We start from the raw sequence: 15553 nt of genomic DNA on the forward strand, positions 1-15553 counted from the left end.
AGAAACCCGTGGAACTCGGACTCGCAGGAAAAGTCGTTCTGGTGACCGGCGCGAGCACCGCCATCGGCAGGGCCACCGCGCTGGCCTTCGCCGAGGAGAAGGCACACGTCGCCGTCGGTTACCACACCAACCGGCAGGCCGCGGAGGAGACCGTCGCCATGGCCGAACAGCGCGGAGCCCAGGCGATCGCCTGGCGACTCGACCTCGGCCGCCCCGACTCCCTGGAGGCGGCGGTCGAGGACGCCCGCGCCCGGCTCGGGCCGGTCGACGTCCTGGTCAACAACGCCGTCCGCTGGCCGGACTGGCCCGAGCCCGGCGAGCTGTTCGAGACCGCGCCGCCCGAGCGGTTCGCCACGTCGGTGACCGCGAACCTGGTCGGCCCCTACCTGCTCGCCCGCGCCGTGCTGGCCGACATGCGAGCGAACGGATGGGGCCGCATCGTCAACGTCTCCACAGGACTGGTCGAGGACGGCTTTCCCGGCAACGTCTCCTATGTGGCCGCCAAGGCAGGGCTGCACGGCCTGACCCGGGTGATGTCCAGGGAACTCGCCTCCGCCGGCATCCTCACCAACGTCGTCATGCCAGGCTTCACCCCCGCGGGCAAACCCATGCCGCGACACCTGCTCGACAAGGCGAGCGAGGCCGCCGCGACCAAGCGCGTCAGCCACCCCGACGACGCCGCACGCATGATCGTCTACCTGTGCTCGACCGCCAACACCAACACCACCGGCGAGGCCATCAGGACCGACGGCCACTTCCTCACCCCAGGCTGACCCTTCGGTACCCGGCGTTGCAACCACACGAAAGATGGCCCGGATTTTGGCCAGCATTCCAGCCAAAGAGATACCATGGACTCCATGGAGATCATCCCGATCAGCGAAGCGAAGGACCGGCTGACCGAGTTGGCCGACCGGGCCGCTCGCGAGCACGATCACTTCACGCTCACCCGGAACGGACGACCCCATGCCGTCATCGTGTCCGTGGCCGAGTGGGAGTCCCTGCAGGAGACACTGGAGATCCTCGCCGACCCTGAAATGCGGGCCGACCTGGTCGAGGCCGCTGCCGCCGAGGCACGCGGCGACCTGACCACCGAGGAGGAGATGGCCGCCGTCATGGCCGCCCGCCTTGGCAAGGCGAGCGCGTGAGCGACCGATACACCGTCCTGCTGGATCCGCCTGCCCGCCGTGCACTCGCCTCGGGCCTGCCCGAAACCGTGGCGTCCGCAGCCTGGGAATTGATCACCGGCGCCATCGCACGCGAGCCCTGGCGTGCCGGCAAACCCCTCCAAGAGCCGTACGAAGGGCTGCATGTCGCCCGACGTGGAACGTATCGCGTGGTCTACCGCATCGACGAGGACAAGCGCACCGTGACGATCCAGACGATCAAACACCGCCGAGACGCCTACCGCCCATAAAGGCGAGCGACCGCCGCCGGTACCGGTGTGACCGCCGGACGGCAGATCGCGGTCGGACACGTCGGCGCCGCGAGCATGTGCACGACTTCGCCGCCCCAACGGTGATGCCCGGGTCTCCGATCGGAGACCCGGGCATCACCGTTCCGAGCCGCCTGTCATCGGAACCGGGGCCGTCACCTCGTGACGGACGGCTCCGGTTCCACGGCGCGGCCATTCGGGTCAGGGCCGCGTGGCGGCCGCGCCCGTTTCCTGCTCGCTCAGGGAGTGGGGGTCGGGGTCGGGGTTCCCTCCGTCACGGTGGGGGTCGGCTCTGGAGTGGGGGCGGGCGGCGGCTCCTCCGTGGGCGGCGGGGTCTCGGTGGGAGGCAGCGGAGACTCCGTAGGCGGGAACGGGGTCTCCGTGGGAGGCAGGGGGGTTTCCGCGGGCGGTGGCACCGTGGGGGTCGCGACCGGCGGCGTGGGGCAGATGGCGGGCTCGCGCCACCGGCTGCCCGGCCGCCACTCGTTGACGGACCACCAGCCACCACCCCGCCAGAACCTCTTGTGGGGCCGCGTCAGGCCGAAGACGTAGGCGGCCGTCGCCGTCTCGCCCGAGGTCGTCGCGGTCACCGAGACCCAGTCGCCCTGCCTGAGCGCGTTGTCCCGCCGTCCCGAGAGGGACCTGGTGGTGTCGGCGATCGTGTACACCCGCTCGAAGCCGTCCTGGCTCTTGACGGTGATCGAGTCTTCTGCCAGAGCGGTCGCCTCGCCGGTCTGGGCGAACACCGTGAAGCCGCAGCCGTCCTTCGCCGGCAGGACGAACTCGCCGTGCAGCGTGCCGGGGAACGCCACCGGGGGTACCCGGTGCGGCGTCGTGGCGGTGGGGGTCGGTGTCGGCGTCGGTGTCTCGGTCGAGGGCGGGGGAATCGGTGTCGGGCTCAGCGTGGGTGTCTCGCTCACCGTCACGCTGGGGGTCGGCGCCGGTGATTCCGTCGGTGCGGGCGGCGGCGATGCCGCTGACGCCGGGGAGGCCCCGACGCCGCCCGATGCCACCAGCACGACGGCGGTGGCGATGACCATCGGGCGGGGAATGCGCCGTGGTGGTCCGCCCGGTCCGCTCGACGACACCGCGTCGGGCCTGTCGGGATTTGTTAGCGTCACCTTGTCCTCCATCTGGTTTGATCCGGAACCAGCGGGGGCGTCGAAGTCGAAGGGGTGCTCTCACGCCCGCCGCCGAGACCGAGGACCACCGCCCGGTCGTGGTCCTCCGTCGAGGGGCGCGGGGAAGACTTCCCGCTTCCGGAGCAGCCATGCAGACAAAACAGGCGACGAGCCGACGGCACCGAAACTTTCGCCAGCTCACCGCCACATTTCGCGATTTAGAACAAATCTCCCTCAGGGCCTATGAACACGCCTCGGGTCTCTCGCGTGCACTTCCCCGATCATCGCGAAGTGCGTGAACCGAGACGCGCCTCGGCGAGGACGGTTCAGGAGTAGGCGGCGACCATGCCGACGACGAGACCGGCGAGTGAGACGAGCGTGAGGACGCAGCCGAGAACCACCGCGGCGCGCCTGCCGCGACGCACCTTGAGAACGTAGAGGAACACGTACGGCAGGAAGCCCAGCACACCGACCCCGAGAAACGGCATGGTCAGCGCGGCGAGGACGCCCGAGGTGCCGGTCCGGACGGCGCGGTCGCCCTCGGGGGTGAGCTGGGCGCGTCTGACGTCTCCCGCGGTGGAGTCGGGTGAGGCGTCGACCGGGATCGCGTCTCCGCCGCCGTCGGGCGCGAAGCTGCCCTCGCAGTCGTAACGACCCCGGCCCAGTTCCTCGCACGAGATGACCGTGAGCGTGCCGGGGACGCCGATGGAGCCCGTCGCGAGCCTGAGGTCGGGCACCGCGAACACGAAGGGCAGCACACCCAGGCCCGCCCAGAGGATCAGCAGGATGGTCATGCCGATCTTCCCCGGCGTTCTTCCTGGACCGGGGGTCGGAACCGGCTGGAAGACGTTCGCCACGTCCTCGAAGGCGTTACTCATGGAGGCAGGATGAGGCACGCCACTTGTGAACCACCTGTTGGCGACTTGAGATCGATCCTCACGATGACGCGCTTGGGGCACTCACATCCCGCGAGGGCCTCAGGAGATGCCCTTGGCCGTCCTGGCCTCGGCCTCGGCGGCGTCCAGCTTCGCGGCCTCCTCGGGAGTGGGCGCGGTGCCGCCGAGGTGGCGTGGCTGCCACCAGACGCCCTGCGGGATCTCCGGGTAGCTCCGCTGCGCCTTGTCGAGCATCTCCGACATGCGTTCGCGCAGGTCAGCGGTGATCTTGTCGTAGTCGTCGCCGCGCTGGGGATGCATGGGCTCACCGACCCGGATCGTGATCGGCACGTGCCGCTGGAGCAGTTTCCTGGGGTGGCCCTTGGTCCACAGCCGCTGGGTGCCCCACAGGGAGACCGGGATCATCGGCACCTTGGCGGCGACGGCCATCCGGACCGCGCCGTTCTTGATCTCCTTGACCGTGAAGGACCTGCTGATCGTGGCCTCGGCGAACACGCCGACGACCTCGCCGCCCCTGAGCGCCTTCAGCGCCGCGCCGAACGCGGCGGCCCCGGCCGCGCGGTCGACCGGGATGTGGTGCATGCCGCGCATCAGCGGCCCCGAGATCCGGTGGTCGAAGACCTCCTTCTTCGCCATGAAACGCACCAGGCGCCCGGCGGGCCGCGCGGCCAGGCCGGCGAAGATGAAGTCGAGATAGCTGATGTGATTGCTGACCAGCACGGCTCCGCCGGTCTTCGGGATGCGGTCGGCCCCCTCAATGCTGATCTTGAGGTCCAGCGCGCGGAACAAGGTCAACGCCGCCCCGATGACCGGGGGGTACACGATCTCAGCCATGGCTGAACCGTACCTCAGCCACCCCCTTCCGCCCGACCTCCCCATCCTCCCCGGACGCGCTCGTGCGGGGAGGAACCTCAGTGCCCCCGGAACGCCTCCTCCAGCCACCACGCCCCCCGTGCCCGGCTGACCCTGGCGTGGATCATCAGGGGCCGATCGCGGGCTCCCTCCAGCCACCGGGCCACCGCGGTGAGGTCGGCCCGGTCCCGTACGGTCACCGCCTCGCAGCCGAAGCCTCTGGCGACGGCGGCGATGTCGGCGGGCGGGAAGGTCACGGTGTCCAGGGGGTACCCGTCCGGGCCGAAGTGGTGCACCTCGGCGCCGTAACCGTCGTCGTCGTACACGACGATCACCATCGGAAGGCCGAGCCGTACGACCGTCTCCAGCTCGGCGATGCCCATCAGGGCGCCCCCGTCGCCCAGCGCGGCCACCGGGAGCCGGGCGGGCTGGGCGAGGGCCGCGCCGATCGCGGTGGCGAGGCCGAGTCCGATCGACTGGAACGCCTGCGTGAAGCAGAATCCCCGCTCGTCAGGGACATCGAGGAACATCGATGGATATCCCATGAAATTTCCGGAGTCGATGGAGACGACGCGTTCCGTGGGAAGCAGGTCGTCCAGTTCGATGGTGAGCGTCCGGGGGTCGATCCTGCCGTCACCGCTCTCGTCGACGTAGGGCACGTCCCGCCAGCGGTTCTCCCCCGCGATCCGCGCGGCCAGCCCGGCCGAGCGGTAGCCGGCTCCGTCACCGTCACCGTCCGGGATGCTCTCACCGAGCAGGCGTGCGGCGGCGCGCGCGGTGAGGGCGACGTCGCCGACCACCCCTAGATGGACGGGCCGGTGGGCGCCGAGCGCGGCGTCGTCCAGGTCGACCTGGACGACGGTGGTGTCGCGGCCGATCAGCGTGCCGTGGCGCATGGTCCACATGTTGAGGGCGCAGCCCCAGCCCACGAGCACGTCGGCGTCGCGGATGAGCTCGGCCGTGAGCGGCGAGGCGAAGCCACCGCTCACGTCGAGGTCCCACGGACTGCCCCTGAACAGTCCCCTCGCCACGGCGGAGGTGGCCAGCAGCGCCCCGACCCGCCCGGCGAGTTCCTCGATCTCGCGCCGGGCCCCGCGTGCGCCCCGCCCCGCCACGAAGACGGGACGGCGCGCCGCCGCGAGGATATCCACCAGCCGGGCGACCTCCTCGGCTCCCGGCTCCGGGGATCGAGTTATCTCCCCGACCTCCGGCGACCGAACGCTCTCCCCTGCCCCGGTCCCCGTCCGGACGATCCGCTCGGCTGCCCCTGCCTCGATGTCCGCGCCGTCCGCGAGGGCCGCCTCGACCTGCGCGCACGCGGCGGAAACGGCCAGCCCCTGGACCTGCAGCGGAAGGTTGAGCAGGACCGTACGACGCCCGTCGCGAGCGGTGCGGAACGCCTCGGCCGTGTCGGCGGCGGCGGTCTCCGCCGACCCGATCCGCAGCGGTACGGCACCCACGGCCTCCGCCAGCGCGGCCTGGTCGACGAAGAAGTTCGAGCGGGGCTCGCTCACCTCTCCGGCCAGTACGACGAGCGGGGTGCGGCTCTTGGCGGCCTCGGCGATGCCGGTCATCGCGTTGGTGAGTCCCGGCCCCTGGTGGACGCTGAGCACGGCGACCCCACCGCTGAGGCGGGCGTAGGCGTCGGCCATGGTCGCCGCACCGCCCTCGTGGCGCGCGGCGACGTAGCGCACGCCGTGCGCGACCAGCGCGTTGGTCACGTGGAAGTTGCCGCTGCCCACCACCCCGAAGGCGGTGTCCACTCCGAGTGAGGCGAGGGTCCGTCCCACGACCTCGGCGACGTTCACCTCTCGACCAGGGCCAGCACGCGCAGCGGGCTGCCCGAGCCTCCGACGATGGGCAGCGGTGGCGCGACGACCACGGCGCCGGTCACCGGGAGCCGGTCGAGGTTGCGCAGCTGGGTCAGTCCGTACTTCCCCGCGCCCAGCAGGAACGAGTGACACGGGAAGGCGGGGTCGAAGCCGTGCGCGGCGCCCGCGTCGGTGCCCACGGTCTCCACACCCAGCCCGGCGATCGAGGTCTCCTCGGCCAGCCACCGGGCGCACTCGACCGAGACACCGGGCGTGTGCGGGCCCGTCTCGTTCGCGTTCAGGAAACGCTCCTGGTCGTGGGAGTAGGCGTCCCAGCCGGTGCGGTAGAGCAGCCATCCCCCCTCGGGCAGCGGCCCGTTGACCTTCTCCCACTCCTTGACGTGCGCGACCTCCAGCAGGAAGTCGGGATCCTCGGCAGCCTCCGCGGCGAAGTCGAGCACCACGGCCGGGGCGATCAGCCGTTCGACCGGCACCCGCGAGACGTCCTCGCCGTCCTTGCCGGTGACCCAGTGAACGGGCGCGTCGAAATGGGTGCCGGTGTGCTCACCGGTCACGATGTCGTTCCAGTACCACGCGGGGCCACGATCGTCGTAGTGGCTGATCTCCTTGAGCGTGAACGGGACGGTGTTGCCGAACGGCTCCGGCAGCCGCAGGATCGGCGTCTCCGACGACAGCGGCGCCGTCAGGTCGATCACCTCGATCCCGCCGCTCCGGATGCTCTCCACCAGGTTCCGCAACACCGACATGACGCCTCCAGCAGGGATGAGATCTGGGCAGATCCTCCTACACCGCCACCTCGGACCGCCAGCTTCGTGTGCGCGTGCCGGGACTCCGGGATCCGTACCGGTCTCGCGCCGATCCCCACCCGCCGCTTCGGGATCCGATCCCGGGCAGGAACGGGCTTCCACCGCCGGTGCTTGCCATCGCTTGCGAACAAGGCGAGGTTGGGAGTTGTGAAAAAGCTCATCAACGATGTCGGGTCAGTCGTTCCCGATGCGCTGCGCGGCCTCGCGGCGGCCCATCCCGGGCTCCGGGTGGACGTGGACAACCAGATCGTGTTCCGGGCCTCGGGGCCCCGCCCCGGCAAGGTGGGCCTGGTGTCCGGCGGTGGTTCGGGGCACGAGCCACTGCACGCCGGATTCGTGGGGTACGGCATGCTCGACGCGGCCTGCGCCGGTGAGATCTTCACCTCTCCCGTACCCGACCAGATGATCGAGGCCACCACGGCGGTGGACGGCGGGGCGGGAGTCCTGCACATCGTGAAGAACTACACGGGCGACGTGCTGAACTTCCGGATGGCGGCCGAACTGAGCGGCGAGGAGGGGGTGCGGGTGGAGAGCGTGCTGGTCGACGACGACGTGGCCGTACGCGACTCCCTCTACACGGCGGGGCGCAGGGGCACCGGCGCCACCCTGTTCGTCGAGAAGATCGCCGGGGCGCTCGCCGAGACCGGCGCGCCACTGCCCGAGGTCGCGCGGGTGGCCAGGGAGGTCAACGCCCGCAGCCGTTCCTTCGGGGTCGCGCTGAGCCCCTGCACCACGCCCGCGGCGGGCAGGCCCACCTTCGACCTCTCCGACACCGAGATCGAGCTGGGCATCGGCATCCACGGTGAACCCGGCAGGACGCGCTCGGCCATGCGCCCGGCCCGCGAACTGGTCCACCTCGCGATGGACGCGATCCACGAGGACCTGCCGATCTCCGGCGACACCCTCGTCATGGTGAACGGCATGGGCGGCACGCCGCTGATCGAGCTGTACATCGCCTACGCGGCCGTCGTGGAACACCTGGCGGAGAAGGGGGCGCGGGCGGCGCGCAACCTCGTCGGCAACTACGTGACGAGCCTCGACATGCAGGGATTCTCGATCACGGTCTGCCGGTTGAACGAGGAGCTCACCCGGCTCTGGGACGCCCCCGTCGAGACCTCCGCCCTGCGCTGGGGCCGCTGATGACCTCCGACTCGGGCGCCGGCTCGGGTGCTGACACGCCCACCGGAACACAGGCCGACACGGACACCGGGGCACACACTGACACGAACCAGGCCGAGATGAGCACCGCGTTGGACACCGCCTTTTTCGCCGCCTGGATCGAGGAGATCGCCAGGGTCGTCGCCGCGGAGAAGGAGTGGCTGACCGGTCTGGACGCCGCGATCGGCGACGCCGACCACGGGGCCAACCTCGACCGGGGGTTCACCGCGGTCGCCGGGGCGCTCGCGGCCAAGGGACCCGACACCCCGGGGTCGCTGCTGATGCTGGTGGGCAACACCTTGATCCGCAAGGTCGGCGGGGCGTCCGGCCCCCTCTACGGCACGGCGTTCCGCGAGGCGGGCAGGACGCTGGGCGACACCCCCGAGGTGTCCCTCGCGCAACTCCACACCGCTCTGGAGGCCGGGCTCGCCGGGGTGCGGAAGCTGGGCGCGGCCGCCGAGGGTGACAAGACCATGGTGGACGCCCTCGCCCCGGCCGTACGGGCACTGGAGCAGGCCGTACGGGACGGCAGGGACCCGGCGGAGGCGATCGGCGCCGCGTCGGAGGCGGCACGTACCGGAGCCGAGGCGACGATCCCGATGCAGGCACGCAAGGGGCGGGCGAGCTATCTCGGGCCGCGCAGCGTGGGCCACGAGGACCCCGGCGCCGCCTCCACCGCGCTCGTCGTCTCCGCCCTGCACACGGTGGCGACGTCGTGGTAGGCATCGTCCTCATCTCGCACAGCGGCCCGCTGGCGGCCGAGGTGGCACGGCTCGCCTCGCAGATCGGCGGCGCGAACGTGCCGCTCGCCGCCGCGGGCGGCACCGAGGACGGCGGTCTCGGGACCAGTCCCGACCTGGTGGCGGCGGCGATCGAGGAGGTGGACCGGGGGGACGGGGTGATCCTCATCCCCGACCTGGGAAGCTCGGTGCTCACCGCCCGGCTCTTCGCCGACGAGCGCGTGGTGATCGCCGACGTGCCGTTCGTCGAGGGGACCATCTCGGCCGTCGTGTCGGCGGGCATCGACTCCTCGCTGGACGTCGTGCTCGCGGCGGCCGAGGAGGCGAGGACCATCCGCAAACTCTGACGCGGAAAACCCCGCCCTCCGCGGGGGAGAGCGGGGTCCGGCGTACACGTGAGGCCGGACGGCGCGGGCCAAGGCTCCGGCGCACGACGCGGAGGCGCGGCGCGAGCCGAGGCCCGGCGCACGACGCGGAGGCGCGGAGGCGCGGAGGCGCGGAGGTGCGACGCGAGCCGAGGCCCGGCGCACGACGCGGAGGCGCGGAGGTGCGGTGCCGAGGCTCCGGCGCATGGCGCGCGAAGGTGCGGGCTAGCGCATGGCCAGCAGGCCCTCCAGCAGGCCGAGGACGGCCTGGATCGGAGGGGGCGTGGTCCCGAACTCCACGTCGGTCCCGCTGACGGAGTCCATCACGCTGACCGAGCTCTGCGGCAGCCCCCAGCGCTCACCGCCGTCGTGCCCCACGCCGACCTCGATACCGGCGAAGGTGACGTACTCCCAGTTCTTGAGGTCCCTCCTGAGCGCCTCGTGACCGCGTGCCGTGGCCCACTCGGCGACGGCCACGAGGATGCCGCCGAGCGTGTTCTCGCGCTCCTTCAGGTCTCCGGACTGGAGTTCCTCGATCTGACGGTCCAGCTCGGCGCGCTGGGCGAGGAGGGCGTTGAGGTCGCTCATGGGGGGCCTTTCGGGGAGGTGAGAAGTGTGCGGGCGGGACACCGGGCTCTTCAAAAAAGGTCGTGCACGAGGGAACCGGGCCCGTACCCGGGCAGAACCTCGCCGCGATCCACGAGCTGCTGGAGGCTTCGCCGATCCTCGGAGAGGACATTGCCGTCATGCGTCACATAATGGTGCCGTATGAGCCCACTCGGCGTCGATCTATCCCGATGGAATCCTCATGCTCAGAGACCTCGGGCGTCGAGATATACCCCTCGCGGCGTCGTCGCGCCGGTCAGGGCACGGCGTCCCGGGCGCGGGCGGTGAGGTCGAGATACTCCTCGCGGCCCAGCGTACGGGCCTCGAAGCCGAGTCCGTGCCGCGCGGCGAAGCGGTGCGCCTCCTCCGGCGGCCACGGCCCCGGCAGGTGGCGTACGGGCCTTCCCACACCGTCCATCACGAAGAGCCCGGACAGCCTCTCGTGACGGTAGGCCATCAGGCCGCCGACACAGCGGGATTCGGGTCCGATCTCCATGTCGTCGGGGACCATCCGCGAACCGAGCCGGACGCGCAGCGTCGTCCCTCCCCGGACGGAGAGGTACGGTCCGCCGGGCGGCCCGAGCGCGGCGCCGCGCCGGGTGCGCCAGGTGTGCCACGCCTCGCGCGCCGGTTTGAAGACGATGACCAGGGGGGCGAAGAAGACCGCCAGCCACTTGGCGTCCAGCAGGTCCAGCATCATCCCGCCCAGCGCGGACACCCCCCGCCACGCGAGCCAGCCACCCGCCGTGACGACGTAGGCCATCACGAACAACCCGGCCACCCCCGCGCCGGCCGCGACGGCCTTCTTGGCCCTGGACATCCGTGGGACCTCCAGGCCTGCGAGACGCGTCCATCCGGGGGCCCGCCTGCTCAGCGCGGCGCGCACCCCTTTCGACGATGTCTTCAGGGCGTCGTGCACGGGGAGTTTCCGCCCGGCCGCGAAGACGGCCACCTCGTGGACCGGCCAATCGCCGGGAAGGTCGGCGAGCACCAGCCCGTCGGCATCGAGCACGGCGAGCCCGGTGAGAGAGCGCCGCTCCTCCTTGCCGGAGACGATCACCCGGCGCTCGTACCGGTAGTGGTACAGGGAGGCGGGCGCGAGCCGCAGCGAGCGTCCGGCCGCCGGATCCTTCGCGACCAGCGTCGGGCCGTCCCAGCTGAGCGCGGTCGCCGGACAGGGGGTGCCCTCCAGCGCGCCCTCGCGCGGCCTGATCTCGCCGGACACCTCGTCGTACGGCCGGAGCCTGAGCGCCACCTCCCCGGGAGAGTGGTCGCCACGCACCGGAAGCCCCGCGTGCTCCGTGGTGTGCCACCGCGGCGCCCGGTTCTCAAGGTCGGCGCGCCCCTCGAACTCCGTGGCGTAGCCCCGGTACTCGAAGGTCAACCCGGCGTCCTCGGCGAACTCCTCCACCAGGTGGCGATGTCTGGCCCCCGGGGAATCGAGCACGACCCTCCCGCCGGTGTCGCGGACCGTGATCCCGTAGACGACCCCGCTCTCGCGGGGAAGGCGGTACAGGACCAGGCCGACCGCGCGTTCCTCGCCGGTGAGCGGCAACCGGATCGGATGGCGGCCCGGCACGTCGACGGCGAGACAGCCGTCGTCCACCCTCATCTCACACCCGCCTCCGGCGAGCACCCGCGTCGCGCCTATCGCTACCCCCGTCTCCCCCGCCCCGAAAATTCCCCCTTTTCCAGGAGCGACGGATAAAGCAAACATAAAGTTCCCGAAACGGCGAGACGCCACCGGGCCTGAAGGCCCCTACTTGTAACGGAAGTAGACGAAGAGGCGGCCGTGGTTCTTGGCGTCCTTGTCGATGCGGTGGTAGAGGGCCTTGATCTCCTTCTGCTCCAGGAAGCGCAGGACCTTCTTCTTCAACTGGCCCGAGCCCTTGCCGGGGATGATCTCGACCTCGGTGGCCTTCTTCCTGATGGCCTCGTCGATGATGCCCCGCAGCGCCTTGTCGATCTCTCCGCCCTTGTTGTAGAGGGGATGTAGATCAAGCTTGAGCTTCAACCGAGCCTCCCGTGTGTCAGGTGCGGCCAGTTTACGCGCGGCGGAACATCCTCCTCGGGGTGGTCGCGTCCTCCCGCCACGGGGCAGCGGGCACGGGGTACGCGAGCACGGAGGCGCCCGAACTGCGGAGGTGCGAGAACACCGCCGAGTCTGCAATCAAATTTGACCAATTCCGGGGATTATTGTGTCAATTTAACGATCTAGGCAAACAAATGCCCCCTAGTTAGGCTCCCTGTCATGATCGGCCGCCCCTGCCGGGTGGCCGAGCACGTGTCACCCGACGGGGAGGGTCGGCGCCCTCCCCGGCATGCCGTGCCCCAGGCATGCCAGGTGGCTTCCCCTCCCTGCCGCGTGATCTGTTCATGCGTGCCGACAGGGAGGTCTCGTTGACCAGAAGGCCCTACTCACCGAGGATCAGACGCGTGGCGGTGCTCGCCGCCGGCGTCGGGCTCGTCGCGGCGATGGCGCCGCCGGCGAGCGCGGATCCCACCCCCACCCCCACGCCGTCCGCCAAATGGACGGCGACTCCCCTGACCGGGGGTGAGCCGATCCAGGGCGCGAAGTCCCCCACCGGCAAACTCGCCCAAAGTGATGAGGGGCTGCTGAAGTCGACCTCGGCCGCCACGGTCAGCGTGATGGTCAAGCTCGACTACGACTCTTTCGCCGCCTATCAGGGCGGCCTCGCCGGACTTCCCGCGACGAGTCCGGCGAAGACCGGAAAGGCTCTTGACATCAAGAGCAACGACGCGAAGAAATACCAGCGACACATCGAGGACGTCGAGAACACCTTCCTCGCCGAACTCGCCAGGAACGTGCCAGGCGCCAGGGCGGGTCAGAAGCTGCGGACCGTCTACGGCGGTATCGCGCTGCGCATTCCCGCCAACAAGGCGGCCTCGCTGCTGAAGCTGCCCGGCGTGGCGGCCGTCCAGGAGGACAAGCCCGAGCAGCTGCTCACCGACTCCAGCCCCGCGTTCATCGGAGCGCCCACGATCTACAACAAGCTGGGCGGCAGCTCCTCCTCGGGCAAGGGCGTCATCGTCGGCATCCTGGACTCCGGCGCCTGGCCCGAGCACCCCCAGTTCGCCGACCCCGGCACGTTGCCCGCCGCACCGGCGACCAAGGACGGCACGCCGCGCACCTGTAACTTCGGCGACAACCCGCTCACCCCTGCGGCCGACCCGTTCGTCTGCAACCGGAAGCTCATCGGTGGCGCCCCGTTCCTGGAGACCTACAACGCGAACGTCGGCGGTGAGACCTTCCCCGACAGTGCCCGCGACTCCAACGGCCACGGCACCCACACCGCGACGACCTCGGCGGGCGGGCCGGTGGCCGACGCGAACCCGCTCGGCATCAGCCGGGGCCCGATCCACGGCATCGCCCCGGCGGCGCACGTGTCGGTCTACAAGGTCTGCGGTGAGGCCGGCTGCTACCCCTCCGACTCCGCCCAGGCGGTCGGCCGGGCCATCCTCGACGGCGTCCGCGTGATCAACTTCTCGATCTCCGGCGGCACCTCCCCCTACAGCGACCCGGTGGAGCTGGCCTTCCTCGACGCGTACTCCGCGGGCGTCCTCGTCTCGGCCTCGGCGGGCAACGCCGGCCCCGGCGCGGCGACCGTCAACCACGTCAGCCCGTGGGTGACCACGGTGGCGGCCTCCACGCAGACCAGGACCTTCCAGTCGACGATCACGCTGTCCGGTTCCGGCGGCGCGACGGCCACGGTGAAGGGCGCCTCCATCACCCCGGGCGTCGCCTCCGCGCTGCCGGTGGTGCGGGCCTCGGCCCCGCCGTACTCCAACCCGCTCTGCACCACGCCCGCACCCCCGGGTCTGTTCACCGGGAAGATCGTCCTCTGTGAGCGCGGCCCCGACCGTGTCCTGAAGGGCTTCAGCGTTCGGCAGGGCGGCGCGGCCGGCATGATCCTGTACAACTCCTCCCCGCTCGACGTGATGACGGACAACCACTGGCTCCCCACCGTCCACATCGACAAGCCCGAGGGGGACGCCCTGCTGGCGTTCCTGTCGGCCAACCCCGGCGCGACGGCCTCGTTCACCCAGGGCACCAAGACCACCTGGCAGGGCGACGCGATCACCACCTTCTCCTCGCGCGGCCCCGGTGGCGACTTCCTCAAGCCGGACGTCACCGCTCCCGGCCTGCACATCCTGGCCGGGCAGACACCGGTGCTGGAGAGCCCGGCCGGTGGCCCGCAGGGCAATCTCTACCAGGCCATCTCGGGCACCTCGATGTCGTCGCCGCACGTCGCGGGTTCCGCGGCCCTGCTGTTCGCGCTGCATCCGACCTGGACTCCCGGCCAGGTGAAGTCCGCGCTGGAGACGACGGCGAAGACCTCGGTCACCAAGCAGGACCGCGTCACCCCGGCCGACCCGTTCGACACCGGCGGCGGGCGCGTCGACCTGACCAAGGCCGGCGACCCCGGCCTGACCCTGGACGAGACGGGCGAGAACTTCGCCGCCTCGGCCGACGACCCGTTGAACCGCATCGACCTGAACCTGCCGTCGGTGAACGCCCCGATCATGCCGGGTCTCATCACCGCCAAGCGGACGTTCACCAACGTCACGAACTCGACGCTCACCTTCACCGCGACGGGCACGACGGTGAACGGCGCGAACATCACGGTGCTGCCGCCGCTGTTCAGCGTGAAGGCGGGCAAGAGCGTCAAGCTCAGCGTGGTGATCACCGCGCCGGACCTGCCGGAGGGTCAGTACTTCGGCCAGGTGAACCTCAAGCAGGTGGGCGGCTCGCGCAACCTGCACCTGCCGGTCGCGTTCGTCCGCAAGCAGGGCGCGGTCCCGGTGGAGCAGACCTGCGCACCGGCCACCATCCCGCGCAACACCGGCGAGTCCACCTGTACGGTGACCGTGCGGAACGACACCCTTGAGAACGCCGAGGTCACGGCGCTCAGCACGCTGGACGGAAAGCTGCGGCTGAACTCGGTGACCGGCGCCACCAAGATCGGTACCCAGATCGCGACGACGAAGACCACCCTCGCGGCCAGGCAGCCGGACAGGCCGGGCATCGCCCCGGGCACCGGTCCCGCCCCGTACCTGCCGCTCGACGCCTTCGGTATCGCGCCGGTACCGATCGGCGACGAGCAGGCGATCAACTTCACCGTGCCCTCGTTCCAGTACGCGGGCCAGACCTACAACAGGATCGGCATCGTCTCCAACGGCTACACGATCGCCGGGGGAAGTTCGGGCTCGGCCGACGTCTCGTTCGAACCGCAGACCCTGCCCGACCCCGCGACCCCGAACAACGTGCTCGCCACCTACTGGACCGACCTGGACGGCACCGGCGCGCCCGGCATCTACGCCGGCACGCTGACCGACGGCGTCAACGACTGGCTCGTCGTCGAGTGGCGGGTCAACCTCTACGGCACGAGCAACCTCAAGGTCTTCCAGCAGTGGATCGGCCTGAACGGGACCGAGGACATCACCTACACCTACGACCCGGGCAACCTGCCCGGTGATCCTCCCGCCGGCTACGGCCTGACCGTGGGCGCCGAGAACGCCGACGGCACCGCGGGCGGCCAGATCACCGGCCCGCCGACCACGGACCTCCGGGTGGCCAGCACGCCCGGCGCCCCCGGCGGCAGCCTGAGCTACACGATGAAGATCAAGGGCGTCGGCGCCGGGATCGGGACGGTGACGACGGGAACGTCGACACCGCAGGTCAAGGGGCTGACGATCGAGGTGGACAAGATAACCGTGCAGTAG

15 protein-coding genes are annotated in these 15553 nt (G+C 70.7%); 7 read left to right on the plus strand and 8 right to left on the minus strand.

The window, feature by feature from the left end:
* Positions 1 to 8: 8 nt before the first annotated feature.
* The 3 genes from ABZ664_RS11095 (at position 9) to ABZ664_RS11105 (ending at position 1414) form a co-directional block, all read left to right on the plus strand.
* Positions 9 to 773, plus strand: a complete 765-nt coding sequence (locus ABZ664_RS11095; protein ID WP_362506505.1) for an SDR family NAD(P)-dependent oxidoreductase — start codon at positions 9 to 11, stop codon at positions 771 to 773.
* A gap of 84 nt (positions 774 to 857) precedes the next feature.
* Complete coding sequence (locus ABZ664_RS11100) at positions 858 to 1145, plus strand: type II toxin-antitoxin system Phd/YefM family antitoxin (protein ID WP_362506508.1); 288 nt, start codon at positions 858 to 860, stop codon at positions 1143 to 1145.
* On the plus strand, positions 1142 to 1414 hold the full coding sequence (locus ABZ664_RS11105; protein ID WP_362506511.1) for a type II toxin-antitoxin system RelE/ParE family toxin: 273 nt from the start codon (positions 1142 to 1144) through the stop codon (positions 1412 to 1414). The genes ABZ664_RS11100 and ABZ664_RS11105 overlap by 4 nt, the downstream gene beginning before the upstream one ends.
* Positions 1415 to 1671: 257 nt before the next feature.
* Here the strand turns inward: ABZ664_RS11105 and ABZ664_RS11110 are convergent, their stop codons facing one another.
* From ABZ664_RS11110 to ABZ664_RS11130, 5 genes are all read right to left on the minus strand, one after another.
* The gene (locus ABZ664_RS11110; protein ID WP_362506514.1) at positions 1672 to 2553 is read right to left on the minus strand and encodes a hypothetical protein; all 882 of its coding nucleotides are present in this window, start codon (positions 2551 to 2553) and stop codon (positions 1672 to 1674) included.
* Positions 2554 to 2879: 326 nt separating this feature from the next.
* Positions 2880 to 3431, minus strand: coding sequence for a hypothetical protein (locus ABZ664_RS11115; RefSeq protein ID WP_362506517.1), 552 nt, complete (start codon positions 3429 to 3431; stop codon positions 2880 to 2882).
* Positions 3432 to 3530: 99 nt separating this feature from the next.
* A complete protein-coding gene (locus tag ABZ664_RS11120; RefSeq protein WP_362506520.1) occupies positions 3531 to 4283 on the minus strand; it encodes a lysophospholipid acyltransferase family protein in 753 nt (250 codons plus the stop codon).
* 77 nt (positions 4284 to 4360) lie between these two features.
* Complete coding sequence (locus ABZ664_RS11125) at positions 4361 to 6109, minus strand: thiamine pyrophosphate-binding protein (RefSeq protein ID WP_362506523.1); 1749 nt, start codon at positions 6107 to 6109, stop codon at positions 4361 to 4363.
* Positions 6106 to 6879 (minus strand): cyclase family protein, encoded by a 774-nt coding sequence (locus ABZ664_RS11130; protein WP_362506526.1) that lies wholly within the window; start codon positions 6877 to 6879, stop codon positions 6106 to 6108. Before ABZ664_RS11130 ends, ABZ664_RS11125 begins: the two co-directional genes overlap by 4 nt.
* A gap of 207 nt (positions 6880 to 7086) precedes the next feature.
* Between ABZ664_RS11130 and dhaK the strand changes: the two genes are divergently transcribed.
* The 3 genes from dhaK (at position 7087) to dhaM (ending at position 9184) form a co-directional block, all read left to right on the plus strand.
* Positions 7087 to 8079, plus strand: coding sequence for a dihydroxyacetone kinase subunit DhaK (gene dhaK, locus ABZ664_RS11135; protein ID WP_362506529.1), 993 nt, complete (start codon positions 7087 to 7089; stop codon positions 8077 to 8079).
* 98 nt (positions 8080 to 8177) lie between these two features.
* A complete protein-coding gene (gene dhaL / locus ABZ664_RS11140; RefSeq protein WP_362506532.1) occupies positions 8178 to 8819 on the plus strand; it encodes a dihydroxyacetone kinase subunit DhaL in 642 nt (213 codons plus the stop codon).
* Positions 8813 to 9184: a dihydroxyacetone kinase phosphoryl donor subunit DhaM gene (gene dhaM, locus ABZ664_RS11145; RefSeq protein ID WP_362506535.1), complete on the plus strand. Its 372-nt coding sequence runs from the start codon at positions 8813 to 8815 to the stop codon at positions 9182 to 9184. Before dhaL ends, dhaM begins: the two co-directional genes overlap by 7 nt.
* Positions 9185 to 9427: 243 nt before the next feature.
* Here the strand turns inward: dhaM and ABZ664_RS11150 are convergent, their stop codons facing one another.
* The 3 genes from ABZ664_RS11150 to ABZ664_RS11160 all read right to left on the minus strand — a co-directional run bounded on the left by ABZ664_RS11150 (position 9428) and on the right by ABZ664_RS11160 (position 11822).
* A complete protein-coding gene (locus ABZ664_RS11150) occupies positions 9428 to 9790 on the minus strand; it encodes a hypothetical protein (protein WP_362506538.1) in 363 nt (120 codons plus the stop codon).
* 274 nt (positions 9791 to 10064) lie between these two features.
* Positions 10065 to 11420, minus strand: coding sequence for a hypothetical protein (locus tag ABZ664_RS11155; RefSeq protein WP_362506541.1), 1356 nt, complete (start codon positions 11418 to 11420; stop codon positions 10065 to 10067).
* 147 nt (positions 11421 to 11567) lie between these two features.
* Positions 11568 to 11822, minus strand: a complete 255-nt coding sequence (locus ABZ664_RS11160; protein ID WP_329093428.1) for a Smr/MutS family protein — start codon at positions 11820 to 11822, stop codon at positions 11568 to 11570.
* A 386-nt stretch (positions 11823 to 12208) separates the two neighbouring features.
* On the opposite strand from ABZ664_RS11160, the gene ABZ664_RS11165 reads away from it, so the two are divergent.
* Entirely contained in the window at positions 12209 to 15553 is a 3345-nt protein-coding gene (locus tag ABZ664_RS11165; protein WP_362506545.1) for a S8 family serine peptidase, read from the plus strand.

Origin of the sequence: Streptosporangium sp. NPDC006930, from assembly GCF_040635605.1 — a bacterium.
Classification (GTDB): Bacteria; Actinomycetota; Actinomycetes; order Streptosporangiales; family Streptosporangiaceae; genus Streptosporangium.

Bases quoted from the DNA above. Each gene is read 5' to 3' on its own strand.
- ABZ664_RS11115 (WP_362506517.1), bottom strand. From the start codon at position 3,431: ATGAGTAACGCCTTCGAGGACGTGGCGAACGTCTTCCAGCCGGTTCCG.
- ABZ664_RS11120 (WP_362506520.1), bottom strand. From the start codon at position 4,283: ATGGCTGAGATCGTGTACCCCCCGGTCATCGGGGCGGCGTTGACCTTG.
- dhaL (WP_362506532.1), top strand. From the start codon at position 8,178: ATGAGCACCGCGTTGGACACCGCCTTTTTCGCCGCCTGGATCGAGGAG.
- ABZ664_RS11130 (WP_362506526.1), bottom strand. From the start codon at position 6,879: ATGTCGGTGTTGCGGAACCTGGTGGAGAGCATCCGGAGCGGCGGGATC.
- ABZ664_RS11100 (WP_362506508.1), top strand. From the start codon at position 858: ATGGAGATCATCCCGATCAGCGAAGCGAAGGACCGGCTGACCGAGTTG.
- ABZ664_RS11150 (WP_362506538.1), bottom strand. From the start codon at position 9,790: ATGAGCGACCTCAACGCCCTCCTCGCCCAGCGCGCCGAGCTGGACCGT.
- ABZ664_RS11155 (WP_362506541.1), bottom strand. From the start codon at position 11,420: ATGAGGGTGGACGACGGCTGTCTCGCCGTCGACGTGCCGGGCCGCCAT.